General features: G+C 77.7%; 22 protein-coding genes. 6 read left to right on the forward strand and 16 right to left on the reverse strand.

What is annotated here, in order from left to right; translation table 11 throughout:
- Positions 1–15: 15 nt before the first annotated feature.
- The 5 genes from mshC to FHN55_RS00555 are packed head-to-tail and all read right to left on the reverse strand — an operon-like array spanning position 16 to position 4,192.
- A complete protein-coding gene (gene mshC, locus FHN55_RS00535; RefSeq protein ID WP_139709725.1) occupies positions 16–1,269 on the reverse strand; it encodes a cysteine--1-D-myo-inosityl 2-amino-2-deoxy-alpha-D-glucopyranoside ligase in 1,254 nt (417 codons plus the stop codon).
- Positions 1,270–1,306: 37 nt separating this feature from the next.
- A complete protein-coding gene (locus FHN55_RS00540) occupies positions 1,307–2,182 on the reverse strand; it encodes an SCO1664 family protein (protein WP_257570591.1) in 876 nt (291 codons plus the stop codon).
- Positions 2,152–2,715 (reverse strand): DUF3090 domain-containing protein, encoded by a 564-nt coding sequence (locus tag FHN55_RS00545; protein WP_139709726.1) that lies wholly within the window; start codon positions 2,713–2,715, stop codon positions 2,152–2,154. Before FHN55_RS00545 ends, FHN55_RS00540 begins: the two co-directional genes overlap by 31 nt.
- A 21-nt stretch (positions 2,716–2,736) precedes the next feature.
- Positions 2,737–3,483 carry a histidine phosphatase family protein gene (locus tag FHN55_RS00550; RefSeq protein WP_139709728.1) on the reverse strand — a complete coding sequence of 249 codons (747 nt, stop codon included), beginning with the start codon at positions 3,481–3,483 and terminating at the stop codon, positions 2,737–2,739.
- A 46-nt stretch (positions 3,484–3,529) separates the two neighbouring features.
- Positions 3,530–4,192: a fibronectin type III domain-containing protein gene (locus FHN55_RS00555; protein ID WP_139709730.1), complete on the reverse strand. Its 663-nt coding sequence runs from the start codon at positions 4,190–4,192 to the stop codon at positions 3,530–3,532.
- 49 nt (positions 4,193–4,241) lie between these two features.
- Between FHN55_RS00555 and FHN55_RS00560 the strand changes: the two genes are divergently transcribed.
- Positions 4,242–5,240: a magnesium and cobalt transport protein CorA gene (locus tag FHN55_RS00560; RefSeq protein WP_139709732.1), complete on the forward strand. Its 999-nt coding sequence runs from the start codon at positions 4,242–4,244 to the stop codon at positions 5,238–5,240.
- On the opposite strand, the gene FHN55_RS00565 is transcribed toward FHN55_RS00560, so the two are convergent.
- Positions 5,218–6,261, reverse strand: a complete 1,044-nt coding sequence (locus FHN55_RS00565; RefSeq protein ID WP_139709734.1) for an LLM class flavin-dependent oxidoreductase — start codon at positions 6,259–6,261, stop codon at positions 5,218–5,220. The genes FHN55_RS00560 and FHN55_RS00565 overlap by 23 nt on opposite strands.
- 72 nt (positions 6,262–6,333) lie before the next feature.
- Between FHN55_RS00565 and FHN55_RS00570 the strand changes: the two genes are divergently transcribed.
- Positions 6,334–7,269, forward strand: coding sequence for an aldo/keto reductase (locus tag FHN55_RS00570; protein ID WP_139709736.1), 936 nt, complete (start codon positions 6,334–6,336; stop codon positions 7,267–7,269).
- A gap of 44 nt (positions 7,270–7,313) precedes the next feature.
- Here the strand turns inward: FHN55_RS00570 and FHN55_RS00575 are convergent, their stop codons facing one another.
- Entirely contained in the window at positions 7,314–7,649 is a 336-nt protein-coding gene (locus tag FHN55_RS00575; RefSeq protein WP_139709738.1) for a hypothetical protein, read from the reverse strand.
- 36 nt (positions 7,650–7,685) lie between these two features.
- On the opposite strand from FHN55_RS00575, the gene FHN55_RS00580 reads away from it, so the two are divergent.
- Positions 7,686–7,922 carry a DUF5703 family protein gene (locus FHN55_RS00580; protein ID WP_139709740.1) on the forward strand — a complete coding sequence of 79 codons (237 nt, stop codon included), beginning with the start codon at positions 7,686–7,688 and terminating at the stop codon, positions 7,920–7,922.
- 30 nt (positions 7,923–7,952) lie between these two features.
- Here the strand turns inward: FHN55_RS00580 and FHN55_RS00585 are convergent, their stop codons facing one another.
- The 4 genes from FHN55_RS00585 to FHN55_RS00605 all read right to left on the reverse strand — a co-directional run bounded on the left by FHN55_RS00585 (position 7,953) and on the right by FHN55_RS00605 (position 13,160).
- Complete coding sequence (locus tag FHN55_RS00585) at positions 7,953–9,332, reverse strand: M20/M25/M40 family metallo-hydrolase (protein WP_139709742.1); 1,380 nt, start codon at positions 9,330–9,332, stop codon at positions 7,953–7,955.
- Positions 9,333–9,372: 40 nt separating this feature from the next.
- Complete coding sequence (locus FHN55_RS22440) at positions 9,373–11,241, reverse strand: hypothetical protein (RefSeq protein WP_180357543.1); 1,869 nt, start codon at positions 11,239–11,241, stop codon at positions 9,373–9,375.
- 120 nt (positions 11,242–11,361) lie between these two features.
- Complete coding sequence (locus FHN55_RS00600; RefSeq protein ID WP_139709748.1) at positions 11,362–12,102, reverse strand: HAD family phosphatase; 741 nt, start codon at positions 12,100–12,102, stop codon at positions 11,362–11,364.
- Complete coding sequence (locus FHN55_RS00605; protein WP_139709749.1) at positions 12,099–13,160, reverse strand: HoxN/HupN/NixA family nickel/cobalt transporter; 1,062 nt, start codon at positions 13,158–13,160, stop codon at positions 12,099–12,101. The genes FHN55_RS00600 and FHN55_RS00605 overlap by 4 nt, the downstream gene beginning before the upstream one ends.
- A 123-nt stretch (positions 13,161–13,283) precedes the next feature.
- Between FHN55_RS00605 and FHN55_RS00610 the strand changes: the two genes are divergently transcribed.
- A complete protein-coding gene (locus FHN55_RS00610; protein WP_218974220.1) occupies positions 13,284–13,631 on the forward strand; it encodes a helix-turn-helix transcriptional regulator in 348 nt (115 codons plus the stop codon).
- Positions 13,632–13,718: 87 nt separating this feature from the next.
- Here FHN55_RS00610 and FHN55_RS00615 read toward each other — a convergent pair whose 3' ends face one another.
- The 3 genes from FHN55_RS00615 to FHN55_RS00625 all read right to left on the reverse strand — a co-directional run bounded on the left by FHN55_RS00615 (position 13,719) and on the right by FHN55_RS00625 (position 15,807).
- Positions 13,719–14,309, reverse strand: a complete 591-nt coding sequence (locus tag FHN55_RS00615) for a copper resistance CopC family protein (RefSeq protein WP_180357544.1) — start codon at positions 14,307–14,309, stop codon at positions 13,719–13,721.
- A complete protein-coding gene (locus FHN55_RS00620; RefSeq protein ID WP_218974221.1) occupies positions 14,306–15,055 on the reverse strand; it encodes a YcnI family protein in 750 nt (249 codons plus the stop codon). The genes FHN55_RS00615 and FHN55_RS00620 overlap by 4 nt, the downstream gene beginning before the upstream one ends.
- A 74-nt stretch (positions 15,056–15,129) precedes the next feature.
- A complete protein-coding gene (locus tag FHN55_RS00625; protein ID WP_139709755.1) occupies positions 15,130–15,807 on the reverse strand; it encodes a hypothetical protein in 678 nt (225 codons plus the stop codon).
- A gap of 84 nt (positions 15,808–15,891) precedes the next feature.
- On the opposite strand from FHN55_RS00625, the gene FHN55_RS00630 reads away from it, so the two are divergent.
- Positions 15,892–17,040, forward strand: coding sequence for an FUSC family protein (locus tag FHN55_RS00630; protein WP_180357545.1), 1,149 nt, complete (start codon positions 15,892–15,894; stop codon positions 17,038–17,040).
- Entirely contained in the window at positions 17,037–18,296 is a 1,260-nt protein-coding gene (locus FHN55_RS00635) for an AI-2E family transporter (RefSeq protein WP_139709759.1), read from the forward strand. The genes FHN55_RS00630 and FHN55_RS00635 overlap by 4 nt, the downstream gene beginning before the upstream one ends.
- Here FHN55_RS00635 and FHN55_RS00640 read toward each other — a convergent pair.
- Positions 18,252–18,776 (reverse strand): hypothetical protein, encoded by a 525-nt coding sequence (locus FHN55_RS00640; protein WP_139709761.1) that lies wholly within the window; start codon positions 18,774–18,776, stop codon positions 18,252–18,254. The genes FHN55_RS00635 and FHN55_RS00640 overlap by 45 nt on opposite strands.
- Before the next feature lie 82 nt (positions 18,777–18,858).
- Positions 18,859–19,689 carry a TetR/AcrR family transcriptional regulator C-terminal domain-containing protein gene (locus FHN55_RS00645; RefSeq protein WP_218974222.1) on the reverse strand — a complete coding sequence of 277 codons (831 nt, stop codon included), beginning with the start codon at positions 19,687–19,689 and terminating at the stop codon, positions 18,859–18,861.
- Between the last annotated feature and the right edge of the window lie 138 nt (positions 19,690–19,827).

A 19,827-nucleotide genomic window follows, 5' to 3' on the forward strand; every position in this document is an offset into this window, starting at 1 on the left:
CGCGGTGTCAGAGCATCAGAGGGCGATGCCGAGCAGGGCGTCGACGGCGTCAGCCACCAGGTCCGCCCGCTGGCCCGACTCCGCGCCGCCGGGGGCCGCCAGCGCGGTGGAGGCCCAGGCGTCGAGGACGGCGAGGGCGCCCGGGGCGTCGAGGTCGTCGGCGAGGCGGGCGCGCAGGTCCGCCAGGACGGCGTCCTGCTCGGAGTCGCCGCCGACGGCCACCGCGGCGCGCCACCGCACGAGGCGCTCCGCGGCGTCGTCGAGGCCGGCCTGCGTCCAGGACCAGTCCGAGCGGTAGTGGTGGGCGAGGACCGCCAGGCGCACCGCGGCGGGCTCCACCCCGGCGGCGCGCAGCCGGGAGACGAGCACGAGGTTGCCCTTGGACTTGCTCATCTTCTCGCCGTCGAGGCCGACCATGCCGGCGTGCGCGTACACGCCGGCGAAGGGCGGGCCGTACAGCACCGCGCCGTGGCTGGCGCTCATCTCGTGGTGGGGGAAGGCGAGGTCGGAGCCACCGCCCTGCACGTCGAAGCCGGAGCCGAGGTCGTCGGCGGCGATGACGGTGCACTCCACGTGCCAGCCGGGACGCCCGGCCCCCAGGGTGCCGCCGTCCCAGTGGGGCTCGCCCTCGCGGGCGGCGCGCCACAGCAGCGGGTCGAGCGGGTCGCGCTTGCCGGGGCGCTGCGGGTCTCCCCCGCGCTCGGCGGACAGCGCCAGCATCTGCTCGCGGGCCAGGTGCGCGACGGCGCCGAAGCCGGGGTCCGCGGAGAGGTCGGCGTAGACGTCCCCGTGCTCGCACCCCTCCTCCGGGGCGAGGGTGTACGCGGCGCCCCGGGCCAGCATGGCGCGGACGGTGGCGGCGATCCTCGGGATGGCCTCCACGGCACCCACCCACGCGTCGGGCGGCAGCACCCGCAGGGCCTCCATGTCGGAGGCGAACAGGTCCACCTGGGAGGCCGCCAGCTCGCGCCAGTCCACGCCGTCGCGGGTGGCCCGCTCCAGCAGCGGGTCGTCGACGTCGGTGACGTTCTGGGCGTACCGCACCTGCAGGCCGGAGTCGCGCCAGGCCCGCTGCAGCAGGTCGAAGGCCAGGTAGGTGGCCGCGTGGCCGAGGTGCGTCGCGTCGTACGGGGTGATGCCGCAGACGTAGAGGCGGGCCTTCGGGCCGGGCGCGGCGACCTGCAGCTCACCGGTGGAGGTGTCGTGCACGCGCACGGGGCCCCCCCTGCCGGGGAGCTGGGGGACGGCGGGGGCTGACCAGGGGTGCATCGCCCGCGACCCTACCCAGCGCCGAGGGGGGCGCTCGTCAGAAGGGCGGCCAGGGCAGCGCCCGGCCGCCCGGCGGCGGCTTCGGGAAGCGCCGCCGCTGGAGGAGCCGCTCCACGCGCAGCTCCGCGGCCAGCAGCTCGTCGTCGGTGAGCAGGGTGGACAGGACCTCCGCCAGCTCGCCGTCGAGCGCTGCGGCCGTGGCCTCCAGCAGCGCCACGACGTCGTCGGGGAAGGGCTTCCCGGCCCACCCCCACAGCACGGTCCGCAGCTTGGGGTCGGAGTGGAAGGTCAGGCCGTGGTCGACGCCGCGGACGCCGCCGTCCAGGCCGCGCAGCACGTGGCCGCCCTTGCGGTCGGCGTTGTTGACCACGGCGTCGAAGGCCGCCATGCGCGCCAGGGCCGGGTCGTCGGCGTGCACGAGCGAGACGGCCTCCCCGCGGTAGCCCTCGCCCTGCACCACGGTGAGCCAGCCCCGCGGCACCCGCGAGGGCTGGACGACGTCGATGACGCCCGCGCCCGGCTCGGGGGCGCTCTCGCCGGCGATGTCGGGCCCGGGGCCCACCCACGCCTGCACCGACCCGAGGCCGAACTCGCCCTCCCGCAGCACGGTCGGCGGGACCACGCCCCACCCGGCGGCCTCGGAGACGAGCGCCGCCGCGACCTCGCGCCCGGCGAGGGTGCCGTCGGGGAAGTCCCACAGCGGGGCCTCGCCCGCGACGGGCTTGTAGACGCACGCCAGGGACCGCTCCCCCGAGCTGGCCCGGGCGAGCAGGGTGGTGTTGGAGGCGCCGAGGACGCGGCCGGTGACCTCCAGCTCGCCGGTCCCCAGGAGCTCGAGGACCTCCTGCGGGTCCGCGGGGACGCGGTCCGGCTGGTCGCTGCTCAGCGGCGGTACCCGTTGGCGCGCGGGCACACGTGCCCGGCCGGGTCGAGCGGGTCCCCGCAGAACGGGCACGGGGGCCTGCCGGCCGCCACCACGGCCAGCGCCCGGCTGCAGAACGCGCGGGCGCTCGCGCCGGTCAGGCTGACCCGCAGCAGGGAGCGCGGGTCCTCCTCGGCGGAGCCGCCGAGGGCCGCCTCGCCGCCGTCGTCGTCGCCGACCTCGAAGCACTCGATGACCACCAGCTGGCGCTCGCCGTCCCACGCGAGGGTCATGGTGCCGACGCGGAACTCCTCCTCGATGGGGGTGTCCAGCGGGGCGTCGTCGCGGGCGTCGGCGGGGGTGACCGCGGGCACCGGGGCCGCTCCCCCGCTGCGGCGCACCACCTCGTCCAGGAGCTCTTCCACGCGCTCGGCGAGGGCGGAGACCTGGGCCTTCTCCAGCGCCACCGACGTCAGCGCGGTGCCGGAGCGGGCCTGCAGGAAGAAGGTGCGCGCTCCCGGGGGGCCCGTGGTGCCGGCCACGAACCGCTCCGGGGGGTCGAAGTCGAAGACCTGCCGGGGCATGACGGCGAACCTACCTCCCGCTCAGCGCCCGCCCCCGGCGCCACCACCGATGACGGCGTCGGAGGAGGGGGACGACGACGGCGCAGACGGCTGGTCCTCGGCGTCGGCCTTCGGCGGAGGGGGCAGGAGGGTGGACACGTCGCCTCCGGTGTCGTTGGTGCGCACCGCGAAGGGGCGCAGCGGCGTGTACCGCACCACCGAGACCGACGCCGGGTCGACGACGATGCGCTGGAAGCCGTCCAGGTGCACCCCGAGGGCGTCCGCGAGCACGGCCTTGATGACGTCGCCGTGGCTGACCGCCGCCCACACGGCGTCGGGCCCGTGCGCGGCGGCCACCTCGGCGTCGGTGCGGCGGACCACGTCGAGGGCGCGCTGCTGCATCTGGCGCATCGACTCCCCACCGGGGAAGACCACCGAGCTGGGGTGGGCCTGCACGGCGCCCCACAGCGGCTCCTTGGTCAGCTCGGCGATGGGCCGACCGGTCCAGTCGCCGTAGTCGCACTCCGACAGGCCCTCGTCGGTGACCAGCTCCGGCCGCGGGGCCCCGTCGGGCCCGGCCACGTCCAGCAGCGCGGCCGCCGTCTCCTGGCAGCGCTGCAGCGGGGAGGAGACCACGCGCACCAGCGGCAGCGGGGCCAGCCGCTGCGCGAGCGCGGAGACCTGGGCGCGGCCGGTGTCGTCGAGGGTGACGCCGGGGGTGCGCCCGGCCAGCACGCCTCCGGTGTTGGCGGCGGTGCGGCCGTGGCGGACCAGCAGGAGGACGGGCACGCCGGAACGCTACGTCAGCGCGTCCGCCACCCGGGCTCCGCCCGGCTCAGGGGACCACGAGGGGGGTCGTGCGCCCCACCATCTCCAGGGTGCCGCCGGGGTCGAGGGGCGTGGCGATCTGCGCGTGGAGCCAGAAGGAGTAGGTCTGGCCGCTGGCCAGCCCGGTGATGGTGGTGGAGACCAGGACGCAGCCGTCAGGCGCGGCGACGTCCTGCCAGCGCAGGGGCGGCTGGTCGCCGCTGACCAGCTGCTGCGGCACCACCGCCACCCTCCAGCCCCGCAGCGAGCCGCCGCCGTGGCTGTACCAGCTGAGCGTGGCCTGCCCGGGCGCGCCGACGGCCTGGAAGGGCACCGTGCGGCGGGTGCGCAGGTCGCACCCCGGCGTCCCGCTGGCGGTGGCCGTGGGGGTGGGGGTCGCGGTGACGACCGGGGGCGGGGTGAGGTTCCAGTACGGGTCGGCGATGGTGGCCGGTGCCGGGAACGGCGTGGTGGGCTCCGGCTCCGGCACGCCGGAGCCGAGCACGGACGCCTGGCCGGGGTCGGTCGCCGCCGTCGACAGCGGCCGGTCGGGCGTGGCGGCGTCCGTCGGACCCCCGAAGGGGCCGAGCGGGACGCAGGCGGCGGTGAGCGCCAGCACGGCGGCAGCACCGAGCGCCGCGACGGTGCTGCGTCCGCCGCGGCTGCCGCACCTCTCCCGCACGGGGGCCACGCCTGCTCATCGGCACGTCGGGTGCCGACCTTGAACCGCCCCGGCGAGGATGGTGGCCGTGATCGTGGGGACGTGGGTGTGGGACGCCGAGGGCCACCACCAGGTGGACGACTGGCCGCAGGCGCTGAGCAGCTGCCGCGACGGCGGCGAGGGCTTCGTGTGGATCGGCATGGACGAGCCCGACCCCGCCGAGCTGCAGCGCCTGGCCCACCAGCTGCACCTGCACCCCCTCGCCGTCGAGGACGCGGTGCACGGCGGCCAGCGGCCCAAGGTGGACCGCTACGACGACGACACCCTGCTCGTGGTGCTGCGGCCCCTGGAGTACGACGACGCCACCTCCAGCGTGGAGACCCGCGAGCTGACGATGTTCGTGGGACCGCACTACGTGGTGAGCGTGCGCCGCGGCGGCCACACGCCGCTGAAGGGCGTTCGCTACGGGCTGGACGGCGCGCCGGGTCCGCTGCGGGCCAGCGCCATGGGGGCGCTGCACGGGGTGCTGGACGCCGTGGTCGACCACTTCGTGGTGGTGGCCGACGAGCTGGGCGACGACCTCGACGAGCTCGAGCGCCGGGTGTTCACCGCGAGCGGCGGGCGCGCCCCCGGAGACGTCGACGCGGCGGAGATCTACCGCCTCAAGCGGGAGGTCTCCGAGGCCCGCCGGGCGGTGGCGCCGCTGGTGGAGCCGGTCGCCTCGCTGGCGCGCGGGGAGGTCACGGGGGTGACCAAGCGGCTGAGGCCCTTCTTCGCCGACGTGCTCGACCACCTCACGCGCACGGAGGAGCGCGTGGCGGGCTACGAGCGCTCCCTGACGGACATCCTCAACGTGCACCTGGCGCAGGTGTCGGTGCAGCAGAACGCGGACTCGCGCAAGATCTCCGCGTGGGCGGCGATGGCGCTGGTGCCCACGCTCATCGCCGGGATCTACGGCATGAACTTCGACGTGATCCCCGAGCTGAGGTGGCACTACGGCTACCCGTACGCGCTCGGCCTCATGGCGCTGGTGTGCCTGGTGCTGTGGCGGGCGTTCAAGCGGTCGGGGTGGCTGTAGGGGCCAGCGCGTCGAGGAGGTCCAGCCGCTCGGCCGCCTTGGGGGCCATCGGGGCCACCGCCACGGTGCCGACGCCGGCCGCCCCGTAGGCGGCCAGCCGCTCGCGCAGCTGCTCCGGGGTGCCCAGCAGGCACGCCGCGCGCAGCAGCTCGGTGGGCACCAGGGCCGCCGCGCGGGCGCGGTCACCGGACAGGTAGGCGTCCTGGACCGCCGCTGCGGCGGCGCCGTGGCCCAGGCGAGCGGCCTGCTCGGCGTAGACGTTCTTCTCGCGGCTGCCCATGCCGCCCAGGTACAGCGCCGTGTGCGCGCGCAGCGGGGCCGCGACGGCCGGGTCGTCGAGGTCGGCGCCCTCCGGCACCACCATGGCGGTGACGGTGGCGACGACGTCGACGGGCCGGTCCGGGCCGCCGGGCAGCTCGCAGCGCGCGCGTCCGCGCGCCAGCGCCTCCAGCTGCTCGCCGGCGGCCTCGGGCACCAGGAACGCCGGCAGCCAGCCGTCGGCCAGCTCCCCCGCCAGCTCCACGTTCTTCGGGCCCACGGCGGCCAGCAGCAGCGGCAGGTCGGGGCGCGGGGCCGGCAGGGACAGCCGCAGCCGGGAGGCGCCGTGCAGCCCGGGCTCGCGGGCCAGGGCGCGGCGCACGTCGGCCAGGTAGGCGCGGGTGCGCGCCAGCGGCTGGGCGAACGCCACCCCGTGCCAGCCCTCGGAGACCTGCGGGCCGGACACGCCCAGACCCAGGCTGAACCGACCGCCGGAGATCCCGTCGAGGGTGGCGGCGGTCATGGCCGTGGCCGCGGCGCTGCGGGCCGGGAGCTGCAGCACCGCGCTGCCCAGCCCGATGGTGCGGGTCTGCCCGGCCAGCCAGGCCAGCACGCTCACCGCGTCGGAGCCGTACGCCTCGCTGGCCCACACCGAGGCGAAGCCGTGCTGCTCGGCGCGCTGCGCCAGGGCCAGCGCACCGGCGGCCTGGTCGGCCAGGGGGCGGTCGGAGCCGAAGTACCCCAGCGACAGCGCCAGCCTCATGCGCGCCGACCCTAGGGGGTGCTCGGTCGGGCCCTCCGACCGGTGCGACGGCGGTGACGCTACGTTGCCGCGGTGGAGCAGCGCACCGTCGGAAGGTCGGGGCTGCGCGTCTCGGCGCTCGGTCTGGGCACCATGGGCTGGGGCAGCGACGGCGTGACCGACGCCCACGAGGCGCGGGACCTGCTGGTGCCGTTCGTCGAGGCCGGAGGCACCCTCGTCGACACCGCCGACGTCTACGGCGGCGGGGCCGCCGAGCAGCTGCTCGGCGAGCTCCTGGGGGACGTCGTCCCGCGCGACGAGGTGGTGCTGGTGACCAAGTCGGGCCGCGCCCGCCGCCCGGGACCGGACACCTCGGCCCGCGCGCTGCTGGCCGGTCTGGACGCCTCCCTGGCGCGGCTGGGCACCGACCACGTGGACGTGTGGATGGTGCACGCCTGGGACGGGCGCACCCCGCCGGAGGAGGTCGCCGCGGCCCTGGTCCGTGCCGTGAGCAGCGGCAGGGCCCGCTACGGCGGGGTCGGCGACCACTCGGGCTGGCAGCTGGCGACGGCGGCCGCCGCGGCGCGCGCGGCGGGCCAGCCGCTCGTGGCCGCGGGGGTGGAGCTCAGCGTGCTCGCCGGCGACCACGCGGACGTGCTGCCCGCCGCCGCGCACCACGGCCTCGGCGTGCTCGCCTGGGCGCCGCTGGGCCGCGGGGTGCTCACGGGCAAGTACCGCACGAGCACCCCGTCGGACTCTCGCGCGGCGTCCGAGCACCTGGCCGCCTGGGTGCAGCCCTACCTGGGGGCGGGGTCGCGCCGGGTGGCGCAGGCCGTGGCCACCGCCGCCGACGGGCTCGGGGCGGCACCCCTGGAGGTCGCCCTCGCGTGGGTGCGGGACCACCCCGGCGTGGCCAGCGCCGTGGTGGGCGCCCGCACGCCGGGCCAGCTGCTGGGGAGCCTGTCGGCCGCCGAGCTCGAGCTCCCCGCGGAGATCCGCGCGGTGCTCGACGAGCTCAGCGCCGGCTGAGGCGCCCGGACCGGCACAGCGCCGGCTGAGGCGCCCCGGCCGGCTCAGCGCCGGCTGGGGCGACCGCCGGCTCCCGGGCCGGTGCTGCCGCCGAGGTCGTCGGCGCCGTCCTCGGGGGCGTCGTCGTCGAGGTCGTCGTCCTCGTCGTCCTCGTCGAGGTCGTCCTCGTCCTCGTCGTCCTCGTCGAAGAGCTCGAAGGGGGTGACCTCCTCGTACGCGGTGTAGAGGGACTCCTCGTACACCTCGAACGCGTCGGCCAGGGCGGTGTAGGCCGCCTCGACCGCGGGGTCGTCGTCACCGTGGCGCCGCTGGGCGGCTGCCAGGTGGGCCTCCAGCGCAGCGACGAGTCGGTCGAGGGCCGCGCGCGGATCGGTCGCCATGGCCCGAACGGTAGCGGGTGGGCATCATGGACGCTGATGGAGCAGATCCCCTCGCCCCGCACCAGCGGCCGCCGCCCCGGCCGGTCCGACGTCGAGTACGAGTACCGCACGATCACCATGTCGCGCGACACCTCCCGCGGGGAGGCGCGCCGGCTCATCACCGAGGCGGCCGAGCACGGCCACTGGGAGCTCGCGCGGGTGCGCCTCTACCTGGGCGGGCGGCGCCAGGTGCAGCTGCGGCGGCGCATCGTCAGGGTGGCCCGCCCCAGCTGAGCGGACCCGCGCCCCGAGGGCTCGTCGTGGTCAGGCGCTGGCCACGAAGCGCTGCAGCACGCGCGTGCCGAAGCGCAGCGCGTCGAGCGGCACGCGCTCGTCGACGCCGTGGAACAGGCCCGCGAAGTCCAGGCCCGCGGGCAGCCGCAGCGGCGCGAACCCGTACCCGGGGATGCCGAGCTGGCTGAAGGACTTGTTGTCCGTGCCGCCCGACAGGCAGTAGGGCAGCACCCGCGCGCCGGGGTCCTCCGCGTGCAGCGCCTCGACCATGCGGTCCACCAGGGGCACCGCGAAGTCGGTCTCCAGCGCCACGTCGCGGTGCACGTCCTGCACCTCCACCCCCTCGCCGGCCAGCTCCCTGACGGTCTCCACGAGCCGCTCCTCGTGGCCGGGCAGGAAGCGGCAGTCGAGGAGCGCGGTGGCCGTGCCGGGGATGACGTTGTGCTTGTACCCGGCCTCCAGCAGCGTCGGGTTGGCCGTGTCCCTCAGGGTCGCGCCGACCCACCGCGCCGTCGTCCCGAGCTGGTCCAGCAGGGCGCTGGGGTCGGCGGGGTCGAACTCCACGCCGGTGATGTCGGTGACGCCGTCCAGGAAGGCTCGCACCGTGGGCGTGACCTCCACCGGCCAGGGGTGGGAGCCGATCCGGGCCACCGCCTCGCAGAGCCGGGTGACGGCGTTGTCGGTGTTGACCTGGCTGCCGTGGCCGGCGCGGCCGTGCGCCACCAGGCGCAGCCAGGCGATGCCCTTCTCGGCGGTCTGCAGCAGGTAGGTCCGCTGCGCGCTCGACCCCGTGCCGATGGTGGTGGAGAAGCCGCCGACCTCGCTGACCGCCGCGGTGACGCCCTCGAACAGGCCCGCGTGGTGGTCGACCAGCCAGTGGGCGCCCTTGACGCCGCCGGCCTCCTCGTCGGCCATGAACGCCAGCACGAGGTCGCGCGGGGGCCTCTCGCCGCGGCGCACGAGGTCGCGCACCACCGCGAGGAGCATCGCGTCCATGTCCTTCATGTCCACCGCGCCGCGGCCCCAGAGGAACTCCTGCTCGGGGGTCTCCGGGTCGTCCGTGGTCTCGGTGGTGACCTCCCCGGAGAAGGGGTGCACGCTCCAGTCGTCCGCGCGGGCGGGGACGACGTCGAGGTGCCCGTGCAGGAGCAGCGCTCCGCGCTCCGCCGTGCCGGCCGGGTCTCCCTCGACCCTGACCACGACGCTCGCGCGGCCGGGCTCGCTCTCGAAGAGCTGCGGCTCCAGCCCCACCTCCGCCAGGAGCTCCGCCACCAGCTCGGCGGCGGCGCGCTCGCCAGGACCCGACCCGTCGCCGGGGTTGGTGGTGTCGATGCGCAGGAGGTCTCGGCAGATGCTGACGACCTCGTCCTGCGGGTCGGGGCGGCCGCTGGCCGACACGGCGGAGCTCATCGCCCCACCGTACGCAGCGGCGCGACGGGCGCCCCAGGGGCTAGTTGATGCCGGCCGGGGCCCCGACGATGCACGTCGCCGGCTGCCCGGGGGTGGAGGACTCCTCCTCGGCCAGCACGGTGCCGTCGGCGTCCTTGATGCGGCAGCCCACGCTGCCGCCGCCGGCGCCGTCGAAGCTGGAGACGGCGACGTACTGGCCCGGCCAGTCCTTCGAGCCGGTCATGGTCTTGGTGTAGGAGGAGCCCAGGTCCTGGCGCTCCTCGCGGGAGTCCTCGGTGCCCAGCTCGACGTAGGTGTCCTTCGCGGTGCCGTAGACCTCGTAGGTCACGTCGCCCAGCGGCGCGGTGCGAGGGCTGGCCGGGGCCGCGGGGGCGGCGGCCGCGGGCGCGGAGGCGGGCGGCGAGGCCGCGGCGCTCGACGGGTCCGCGCTGGCGGCCGGGGCCGCTGCGGCGCTCGAGCCACCGGCCTCCCCGGTCTCCTCGCCGGCCTCCGTCGCGGCGCCGGCGGTCGGGTCCGCCGCCGCGGGAGCTGCTGCGGCCGGGGTGGCGGCGCTGGGACCGGCGGCGCGGTCCGCGGACGCCATCGCGGCGGTGAGCACGTCGTGCCCGGGGGCACCCGCCCAGGCCCCGACGACGACGGCGGCCGCCAGCGCGACGGCGGCCGCGAGCAGGCCCACCGGCAGGCCGAGGGCTCGGCGCTGGTGCCAGCGGCGGTCGCGCGGGCCCGGGCGGGCCGGCGGACGGGTGCTCCCCGACGTGCGGCTGCTGCCGGGGGTGCGGCTGCCGGAGGCGGTGGTGGCGCTGGCGACGGGGCCCGTGGACGCGCCGGCGCGGCCGGTCGCGCGGGCGCCGCGGCCGGTGGGGCGGGCCGAGCGGCCGGTGGGGCGGCCGTGGCGGGGCTCGCCCTGCTCCCGGCCCCGCAGGGCCGCCGGGGCGGCGGTGGTCTGGGCGGCGGTCGTCTGGGCAGTCGCGGCGGTGGTGGGCGCGGGCGCGCTGGCCGACCGACCCGCCGTCGGCAGGCCGGTGGTCGGCAGGTCCGGGACGAGGAAGGAGGTGCGGCCCTGCGGCTCGGCGGTGACGCGGTCCGGCATGGGCGGCGGCACGGGTGCGGTGGACAGGCGCGCGGCGCGGGCGCGGGCGGCGGCCTCGACCTCGGCGGCCGGCGGCGGCGGGGGCAGCTCGGCGTCGCCGTGGGGGGCCGGGAGCGGGCCGGGGGCGGCGCTGACGGGCTCCGAGACGAACGGGCTGCGGCCGAGCGGCTCGGCCCCGGACGGACCGGCGACCCCGGGGCGCAGCGAGCGCCGGCTGGCGACGGGCTCGGTGGTCCATGAGGCCTCGCGCCGCGGCTCGGCGGCCGTCGTCGTCACCACGGGGAGGGGCCCGGAGACGGCCGGGGCGGGGCGGCGGCGGGGCACGTAGACCGACGGCGCCGGCGTCGGTTGCGGGCCCGGGGCGGGCGAGAGGCCGGCGGGTGGGGTCAGCGAGTCGAGGTGCTCGGTGAGGGTGCGGGCCAGCGCGTGCGTCAGCGGGGAGGGCCGTGCGATGGCGCTGGCCGTGCGGGGGTCCTCCAGCGCCGGGGAGGTGCGCCAGGCGGCGCTGTCGGAGGCGCGGGCGGAGGCCCGGACGGCGGCCTCGTCGAGCGCGGTGGGACGGCGCAGGGCGGCGCGGTCGCGGCGGCTGGGCAGCGGGGTCCCCAGCGGGGGTGTCGGCGCTGCGCTGCTGGCGGCGGCGGGCGCGGGCGGGACGGCCCGGGTGCCGGCGACCGGCGTGGTGAAGGGGTCCGGCGCGGTGGAGGGAGCAGGTCCCGTCGGGACGGGGGCGGCGTGGCCCGGCGCTCGTCGTCCAGAACCCGTGCGCTCGGCGTGCAGCGCGCGCCGGCGCTCACCGCCCTCGTTGGTCTGCCCCGCCACGGCTCCCAGTGTGCGGCAGCGCAGCCGCTGTGTCCGCCGTCTCGGAGAACTGGTCGTCCCCCGTCCGGCGCGGCGCCCCCGTGCGCCGCCCGGCGTACCGCATCATGCGCACCCCGGCGGTCACCGCCGGGCCCGGGCGACCCCCGGCGCCGCCACCGGGGGGACCGCGCCGAGCAGCGCCGGCAGCTCCCGCATGGACGCGAAGGTGGCGGCGGCTCCCACGGCGGCGAGCGCCTCCGGGGTGCTGCTCGCGGGACCGCCCGGGCAGTAGCCGAGCACGCGGGCGCCGGCGGCGACACCGGCGCGCACGCCGGCCGGGGAGTCCTCCACGACGGCGCAGCGGCGGGGGTCCACCCCGAGCGCGGCGGCCGCCTGGAGGTAGACGTCGGGGGCGGGCTTGCTGCGCGGCAGCTCCATGCCGCTGAAGACGCGGTCACCGAAGTGGTGGGCCAGCCCCGTCACGTCCAGCTGCAGCTGCACCTTGGCGCGGTCGGCGCCGGAGGCGCACGCCAGGCGCTGGCCGTAGGCGGCGGCGACGGCGTCCAGGGCGTCGGCCACGCCGTCGACGGCCCGCACCCGGACCGCCAGCTGCTCGCTGCGGCGGCGGCGGAACTCCTGCAGCCACTCCTCGGTGATGCGCACGCCCGTGCGCTCCTCGATGAGGTCGGCCTGGTCGGCGACGGCCACCCCCACGAAGCGGCGCAGCCCCTCCTCCGGCCCGACCGCCCAGCCGAGCTCGGCGAGCATCTCGCGGAGGACCCCGTTGGTGATGGGCTCGGAGTCGACCAGGACCCCGTCGCAGTCGAAGAGGACGGCGTCGAACGGGGCGGCGCCGCGCGGGGGGTCGTCGGGGTGCGTCACGTGCGGGCACGCTTCCAGACCACGGCTGAGGCCGCGAACACCACCGCGAAGAAGCCCGCGAGCACGTAGCCCGCGTGCTCGGTGTCCAGGGAGGTGAGCAGGCCCACCACCCCGCCGGTCACGCCCAGCTGCTCGCTCAGCAGCGACGCTCCGGCCAGCGCCCCCACGAGGAGGCCCGAGAGGATGCCGACGCCCGTGATGACCAGGTTGTAGGTGACCTTGCGGGCGGGGTCCTCCTGGGCGGCGGAGTACATCCGCAGCATCATGAGGCCGTTGGCCGTGTCACCCAGCGTCATGGCCGCGGCGAAGAGCACCGGCAGGCACAGCAGCGACACCGGCGGGGCGCCCGCGAGCGCCGCGCCCGCGGTGAGCACCAGCACGCCGATCTGGCTGGAGGTGTCGAACCCCAGCGAGAAGAGGAACCCGACCACGTAGACGTGCCAGGGGTGGCGGATGCGGCGCAGCGGCGCCGTCATCAGCACCGCGGCCGGGCCGCGCGGGGTGAGCGCGTGCGCCGGGACGTGCGTGCTCGGGTCGCGCCGCAGCGCCCGGCGCAGCGCCCAGGCCTGCAGGAAGGTCGCCAGGTTGGCGACCGCCACCAGCACCAGGTACAGCCCGGAGACGCTCACGCCGACCACCCCCAGCACGCGGGCCGCCCCGGAGGACTCGTCGAGGGCGGTGCGGACGAAGCCCGCACCGGCGACCACGAGGACCCCGGTGAGCACCACGACGGTGGAGTGGCCCAGGGAGAAGGCGAGCCCCACCGAGGCGGGGCTGCGCCCCTCGGCCACGAACTTGCGGGTGCTGTTGTCGATCATCGCGACGTGGTCGAAGTCGAAGGCGTGCACCAGCCCGCGCAGGTAGGCCACCCCGGCGAGCCCCACCGTGACGGCGCCCGCGGTGCCGCTGACCACACCCAGCGCGAGCAGCGCCAGGCCCACCACGTGCAGGAGGACGACGACGGCGAACGCCGCGCCCGCCCTCCGGCGCAGGGGCAGGGCCGCCCGGCCGCGGCTGGTGAGGAGCGGGTGCCGCCCTGTCGCGGTGGCCGTGCCCATGACCGGGATGCTAGGGGCAGGAACCCCGCGACGGGTGTGCGCATGGACACACGAGGCGGCGGTGGGTGCGGGTGCAGGCCGGTGCGCCCGGTGGACGCACGTGGAGGGCGGGGGTGGTGGTCGGTGGCGGGGTCTGGACCGCTGGAGGCCGTGGCGCGCGAGGCCGTCGCAGCGGCGCGCCCCGTGATGCCACGGGCGCTGGCGCGCTTCGCCGCCCTGTCGGACCCGAGGCGGCTGGAGCTGCTGGTGGCGATCCACGCGGCGCCTGGCGCACCGGTGAAGTCGCTGGCGGCGGCGACGGGGCTCGCGCCCAACACGACGACGCAGGCGCTGGCGGTGCTGCGGGCCTGCGGACTGGTGGACCGCGTCCGCGACGGCCGCCTCAGCCGGTGGCACCTCGCCGACGACACCGCCCACGAGCTGCTGCACCAGCTGGGCGCCGGCCACTCGCCCCTGCACCCCGAGCACTGACCCCACCCCTCGCCGTCCACCCCCGGCGCACCGCCGGGTCCCGCAGGACCGATCCGGCCTGCAGGACCCGGCGGTGCGACCCCGCGGTCAGCGGCGGCGGCGCACGACGACCGCGGCGGCGGCAGCGACCACGACGAGGGCCGCGACGGCACCCACCGCCAGCGGCCAGCCCGGCGCTCCCGGGGAGGACGCCACGACCGGTGCGGCCTCCGGCGAGGACACCGCTGCGGGGCCGGACGGCGCTGGGGCCGAGCTGGACGCGCTCGTGGACGAGGGCGTCGGCGGGCCGGCGGCGGGAGCCGAGGCCGTGTAGGCGAACGTCCCGGAGACCGGGTGCCCGTCCGAGGAGGTGACGCGCCACTCCACGCGGTACTGGCCGGCGGCCGGGTCGCCGGCCAGCCGCTGGGTGACGGTGGTGTCGAGGAACTGCGGCTCGCCGGTGGACACCACGGTCCCGTCGGGCCCCGTCACCACCACCTTCGACCCCAGCGCGATGACCGGGGCGTCGAAGGTCAGCACCACCGACGCCGGTGCGACCCCGACCACGGCGCCGTCGGCCGGTGAGGACGACTCGAGCCTGTCGTGCGCCTGGGCGGGCAGCGCCGCCAGGACGGTGCTGAGCAGCACGAGCAGGCCACCGGCCAGGAGCGCGGACGCGCGGCGCGGCAGGCCGGTCACGGGGTCACCGCCGCGGGCCGGCGGCGCACGAGGGAGACGACGAGGGCCGCAGCCCCGAGCAGCGCCCCGGTCGCGCCGAGCCACGTGCCCGGCCCGGCGGCGCCACCGGCGCCGGTCGCGGGCGCCGCGCTGGCGGCCGCAGCGGCGTCCTGGTCCGCGTGGGCGGAGTGGGTGGAGGCGGCGGCCGTGGTGGTGAGCTCCGGGGCCGGGTTCTCGGGCTCGGCGCCGTCGGAGGGGACGGGCTGGTCCCAGGCGACCACGGTGCCGTCGGAGTAGGTCTGCGTGGCGGGCAGCCGCACGGTGGTGCCCGCCGCCGGCAGCGCGCCGACCGAGACGGGGAACTGCTGGAACTGGCCGGGGGCGATGCCACCACCGGCCTGCGCCGTCCACGTGATGGTGCGGGGCGCCCGGGTGAGCGTGGTGCCGTCGACCACCACCGGCGCCGGCAGCGGCTCCTCGGTGACCTGCGCGGTCCACCCGGGGACGGGCTGCACGGCGGCGTAGGTGAAGGGGTGGTCGGTGGGCAGGGCCAGCTCCACCCGGGTGGTGCTGGCGGTGGACGACTCGTTGGGCACCCGCACGTCGAGCAGCGCGTAGCTGCCCGCCGCGGTGGTGTCGGGGGTGACGTGGACGTGCGCCGAGGCAGCGGCCACGGGCACGAGCAGCAGCCCCGCGGCGAGGGCGGCGGCGGCCCCTGCGCGCACGGCGCGGGTGGGCAGGACGGGAGTGGGGGACGTCGAGGACACGGTGGTGCTCCAGGGTGTGCGGCCGGGAGTCCGGCGGGGAGGGTGGCGCGAGGCCGGCCGCTCCCCGGGCGGGGTCAGCCGGCGGCGACCAGCGGAGGACCGCGCCGCCGGACGGCGCGCAGGACCACGCGGCCGACGACGGCGAGCGCACCGTCCGGCCGCGCCCGCAGCCGGGGGGCGGCGGGAAGGGCGACCAGGGCGACGACGACCGCCAGCGGAGCGAGCCAGGCGCACAGCGCCCACACGGCGTCCTCGCCGCGGCTGTAGACGAGCGCGAGGGCCGCCGCGACGGCGACGTGCGCGAGGAGCATCGTCGCGTCGGCGGCGGACGGTCCCCCCAGCCACAGGGCCGGCGCCACCGACGTCATGGAGGTCGTGGAGGTCGTGGAGGTCGTGGACGCCGCCGTCGCGACCGCGTGGCCCGCCTGCGCCAGGTGGCCGGCGTGCTCGCCGAGCGCGGCGGCGCCAGGACCGGGCGGCGCGAGCCGGTGCGCGGGGGCCAGGGACTCCAGGGCGGCGTGCAGCACCACCTGGCTGCCTGCGAGCAGGGGCACCGCCGCCCCCACCGGCAGCCGCCACCGGGTGGCGAGCACGCAGCACACCACCACCGCGGCCGTCAGCCCGGTGCCGGCGGCGGCACCGGGCAGGTGCCCGCCGGCGGCGGCGTGGCCGGTGGCGGACAGGCCCACCACGAAGAGCGCCAGCACCGCCGACCGCACCGCGCGCAGGGCGCCGCGGTCGGGGGTGGTCACCAGCTCACCGTAGCGACGCCAGCCCGCGGCCCCGTCCGCCGGCGCCGTCCGCCGGCGCCGGCCCGGGCGGCGAGGATGGGGGCCGTGGCGGGTGCTCGGACGGGGTCGGGGACGGCGGCGCAGGAGGCTGCGGGGACGGGCGCCCCGTCCAGGGCCGCGCTGCGGGCCCTGCTGGCGCACTCCCCGCAGTCGGGGACCCTGCCCGCAGCGCTGCGCGCCGGCGCCTCGGTGGCGGGGCCGCTGGTGCTGCTCGCGGCGCTGGGACGGACGGACCTGGCGCTGTACGCCACCTTCGGGGCCTTCGCCGCCGTCTACGGCCGCCGTCCGGACGGCTCCGCCGACCCGCGCGTGCAGCTGCGGCTCGCGGTGGTGCTCGTGGCCGCGGTGGCGACGGGGGTCGCGGTGTCCCTCAGCGGCGCCGGGGCGTGGGTCGCGGTGGGGGCGGCCGCGGGCTGGGCGGCGCTGGCCGCGCACTTGTCGGACCGCCAGGCCTGGCGCCCGCCCGGGCCGCTGTTCGCCGTCTTCGCCGTCGGGGCGTGCTCCGCCGTCCCCGTCGGCGGGGCCGCGGCCGCGGCGCTGGCCCTCGGCACGGCCGCGGGGACGGCGGGGTTCGCGCTCGTGCTGACCGTGGTCTCGGAGCCGCTGGTGCGCCGGCTCGCTCGTCGCAGGGCCGCCGCCCGCCCGCCGGACCCGGCGGCGCACCGGGCCCCGGGGACCCGCGGCGCCCACGGGCCCGCGCACGGGGCGTCCCCGGGGCTGCGGCGGCGGGTGCAGGTCGTGCGGTGCGCCGTCGCGGTCGGCGTCGCCGGGGCGCTGGGGGTGCTCACCACGAGCGAGCACCCCTACTGGGCCGCCGTCGCCGCCGTCGCCCCCTTGGCGGCGGTCACCCTCTCCTCCCAGCTGGTCCGCGCCGCCCACCGCGCGCTGGGCACCGTGGCGGGGCTGGGGGTGGCGGCGGTGCTGCTGGCGCTGCCGCTGGGGACGGTGGCCTCGGTGGCCGTGGCCGCGCTCCTGCAGGTGCTCGCCGAGCTGCTCGTGGTGCGCCACTACGGCGCCGCGATGCTCGTCATCACGCCGCTGGCGCTGCTCATGGGGCAGCTGGCCCACCCCGTGCCGGTGCCGGGGCTGCTCGCCGACCGCGGCGCGGAGACGCTGCTGGGCGTGGCCGTCGGAGTGGTCGTCGTGCTCCTGACGCGCCCGCGCAGGCCCCCGGCGGCCAGGATGGCCGGGTGAGCCAGCCGGACGCCGCCCAGCCCGCAGCGCAGCGCCCCCTGCTGCCGGGACCCGTCGTCGTCGTCCTCGGGGTCGCCGGGGCGTTCGTCATCGCGGCTGGCCTGCAGCAGGCCTCCAGCATCGTCGGCCCGGCGCTGCTGGGGGTGCTGCTCGTCGTCACCGTGGCGCCCGCCGGCAGCTGGCTGCAGCGGCGCGGCGCACCGGGCTGGCTGGCGCTGCTGGTGGTCGGCGCGCTGAGCTACGGGATCCTCGTGGCGCTCGTGGCCTCCCTGGTCATCTCCATCGAGCAGCTGGTGCTGCTGCTGCCCAGCTACCAGGCGGAGTTCCTCGCGCTGGTCGGCCAGGGCAGCGCACTGCTGGAGCGCCTGGGCGTCACGACCGACCAGCTGCAGTCGGCCCTGGCCGCGGTCGACCCCAACAGCGTGGTCGGTGCGCTCCAGAGCGTGCTCGGGAGCGTCACCGGAGTCGTGTCGGCGTCGGTGTTCCTGCTCACCGCGCTGTTCTTCCTCGTGCTCGAGGCCGGCTCCTTCGGCCGCCGGCTCGACGCCGTGGCCACGACGCGCCCGGGACTGGCGCGCGCCCTGCGGGGCTTCGCCGCCAGCACGCGGCAGTACATGGTGGTCGGCACGGTGTTCGGCCTGCTCGTGGCCGTGCTCGACGCCGCCGCCCTGTGGGTCATCGGGGTGCCGCTGCCGCTGCTGTGGGGCCTGCTGGCGTTCATCACCAACTACGTCCCGAACATCGGCTTCGTGCTGGGCCTGGTGCCGCCCGCGCTGCTGGCGCTGCTGGACGGCGGCCCGTCGGACGCGGTCGCCGTGGTGGTCGTCTACTGCGTCCTCAACGTGGTGATCCAGTCCTTCGTCCAGCCGAAGTTCGTCGGCGACGCCGTGGGCCTGTCACCGGCCCTGAGCTTCCTGTCGCTGTTCGTGTGGACCCTGGTGGTCGGCGCGCTCGGCGCGGTGCTCGCCATCCCGCTGACGCTGCTGGTCAAGGCGCTGCTGCTCGACACCGACCCCTCGCGCGAGTGGCTGCGCCCGCTGCTGTCCGACACCGGCCCGGCCTCGCACGGGACCCCCGTCCCGTCGCTGCGCGGGCACCGCCCGGCGGTCGGGGCGCACGCAGCGCACGACGCCCCGGCCTCCCCCGCCGACGAGCGCTCCGACCACCGCAGCGACGACGACCAGCAGAGCGGTCCCGCGGTCGCGCCGACCTCAGGCGCGCAGCGCCGCGACCCGGGTCACCAGCCCGCCGGCTGAGGCGGCGGGCTCCTCGGCCTCCGCGGACAGCTGCGCGCGCAGGCGGGAGAGCACGGGGTAGGCCTCGAGCGGTCCCGGCTCCTCGTCCGCGGTCGTCGCCGGGCAGGTGCTGCGCAGGTCGAGGGCGACGACGGCGACGGCCTGGTCCGCCGCGCGCCGGGCGAAGCCGTCGGCGACCAGCGCGGCGCGCAGCTGCGAGGCCCAGGCGCCGGCGGTCCAGTGCTCCAGGGGCACGGCCGACCCCGTCGCGAGGCGCCAGGTGGCCGACCGGCTCCGGGCCAGGCCCGCGGCCCGGGCCTGGAGCGCCGTCACCAGCTCCTGCCAGGAGGCTCGCGCCCCGGCGGGACGCGCCCGGTCCAGCTCGGCGACCAGGGCGCGGACCGCCTCCAGCGGGGCAGCGGCCGCCTCGCGGTCGCGCGCGTCGTCGTCCTCGCGGGGCCGGCCCGGGTCCGTCGGGTCACCGGTGGAGCGGTCGAGCACGACAGGATTCTTACACCGTAAGGACGCCGCGCGGAACCGCCGCCGGGCACCGCGAGCGGGCCCCGCGGCGGGCACCGACGGGTCAGGCGCCGCTGCCCCCCACCACCTGCACCGTGATCCTGTCGATGAGGCTCTCCAGCGACTCCTCGAACTCCTGCAGGGCGCGGTCGTCGGCGAGCAGGTCGGCGAGGCGCTCCACGGTGGGGGCGTCGCGCAGGCCGTGCGGCGGCACCTCCTCGTCCACCAGGTCGAGCGGGCCGACGGCGCCGCCGCGCTGGGAGACCTCCAGGAGGAGGTTGCCGAGCAGGAAGCTCGTGAAGGCGCGGTAGACGGCCACGGCCTGCTCGTCGTCGAAGCCCTCGGCCACGAGGCCCGACAGGAAGGTCTCCACCCAGCGCACCGAGCGCAGCGGGGGCCGCAGCCACGGGGCCTCCGGGGGCGTGGAGGCGATGAGGGGGAAGGCCCGGGGGTGGGCGATCGCCATCCGGCGCACGCCGTGCGCCATCCGCTGCAGGAAGTCCTGCCACCCGTGCTCGGGGGTGCGCAGCACGTCGGCATCGCGGTCGAGCTCGGTGACGAGGGTGTCCACGACCCCGTCGAGCAGGTCCTCCCGGCCCGGCACGTAGCGGTACAGCGACATGGCCTCCACGCCCAGGCGCGCCCCCAGGCGGCGCATCGTCAGCGCCCCGACGCCCTCGTCGTCGATGAAGGCCAGCGCCTCCGCCAGGATCCGGTCGCGGCTCAGCGGCACGCGCGCCGAGGGAGGCTCCTTGCCCTGGACGGCGAGGACGTCGGCGTCGGGCACCGCGCCGGGCGACGCAGAAGGCGACGCAGAAGGCGACGCAGCGGGGTCGACTGCACCGCCCGCACCGCTGCTGTCGCCCGCACCGCCGTCGCCTCCGCTGATCGCCACCCGTCGAGGTTGTCACCGACGCGGCGCCAGCGCAGGTCGTCGGGTCCCGGACGGGTCACGGCCGTTGGACTGGCGGCGCGCTTCTTACGGTGTAAGCCTGGTGATCCGGGTCGCGGCGCCCGGCGGCCAGCCCGGCCG

It is taken from the genome of Streptomyces sp. NP160, from assembly GCF_006335115.1.
GTDB lineage: Bacteria > Actinomycetota > Actinomycetes > Actinomycetales > Quadrisphaeraceae > Quadrisphaera.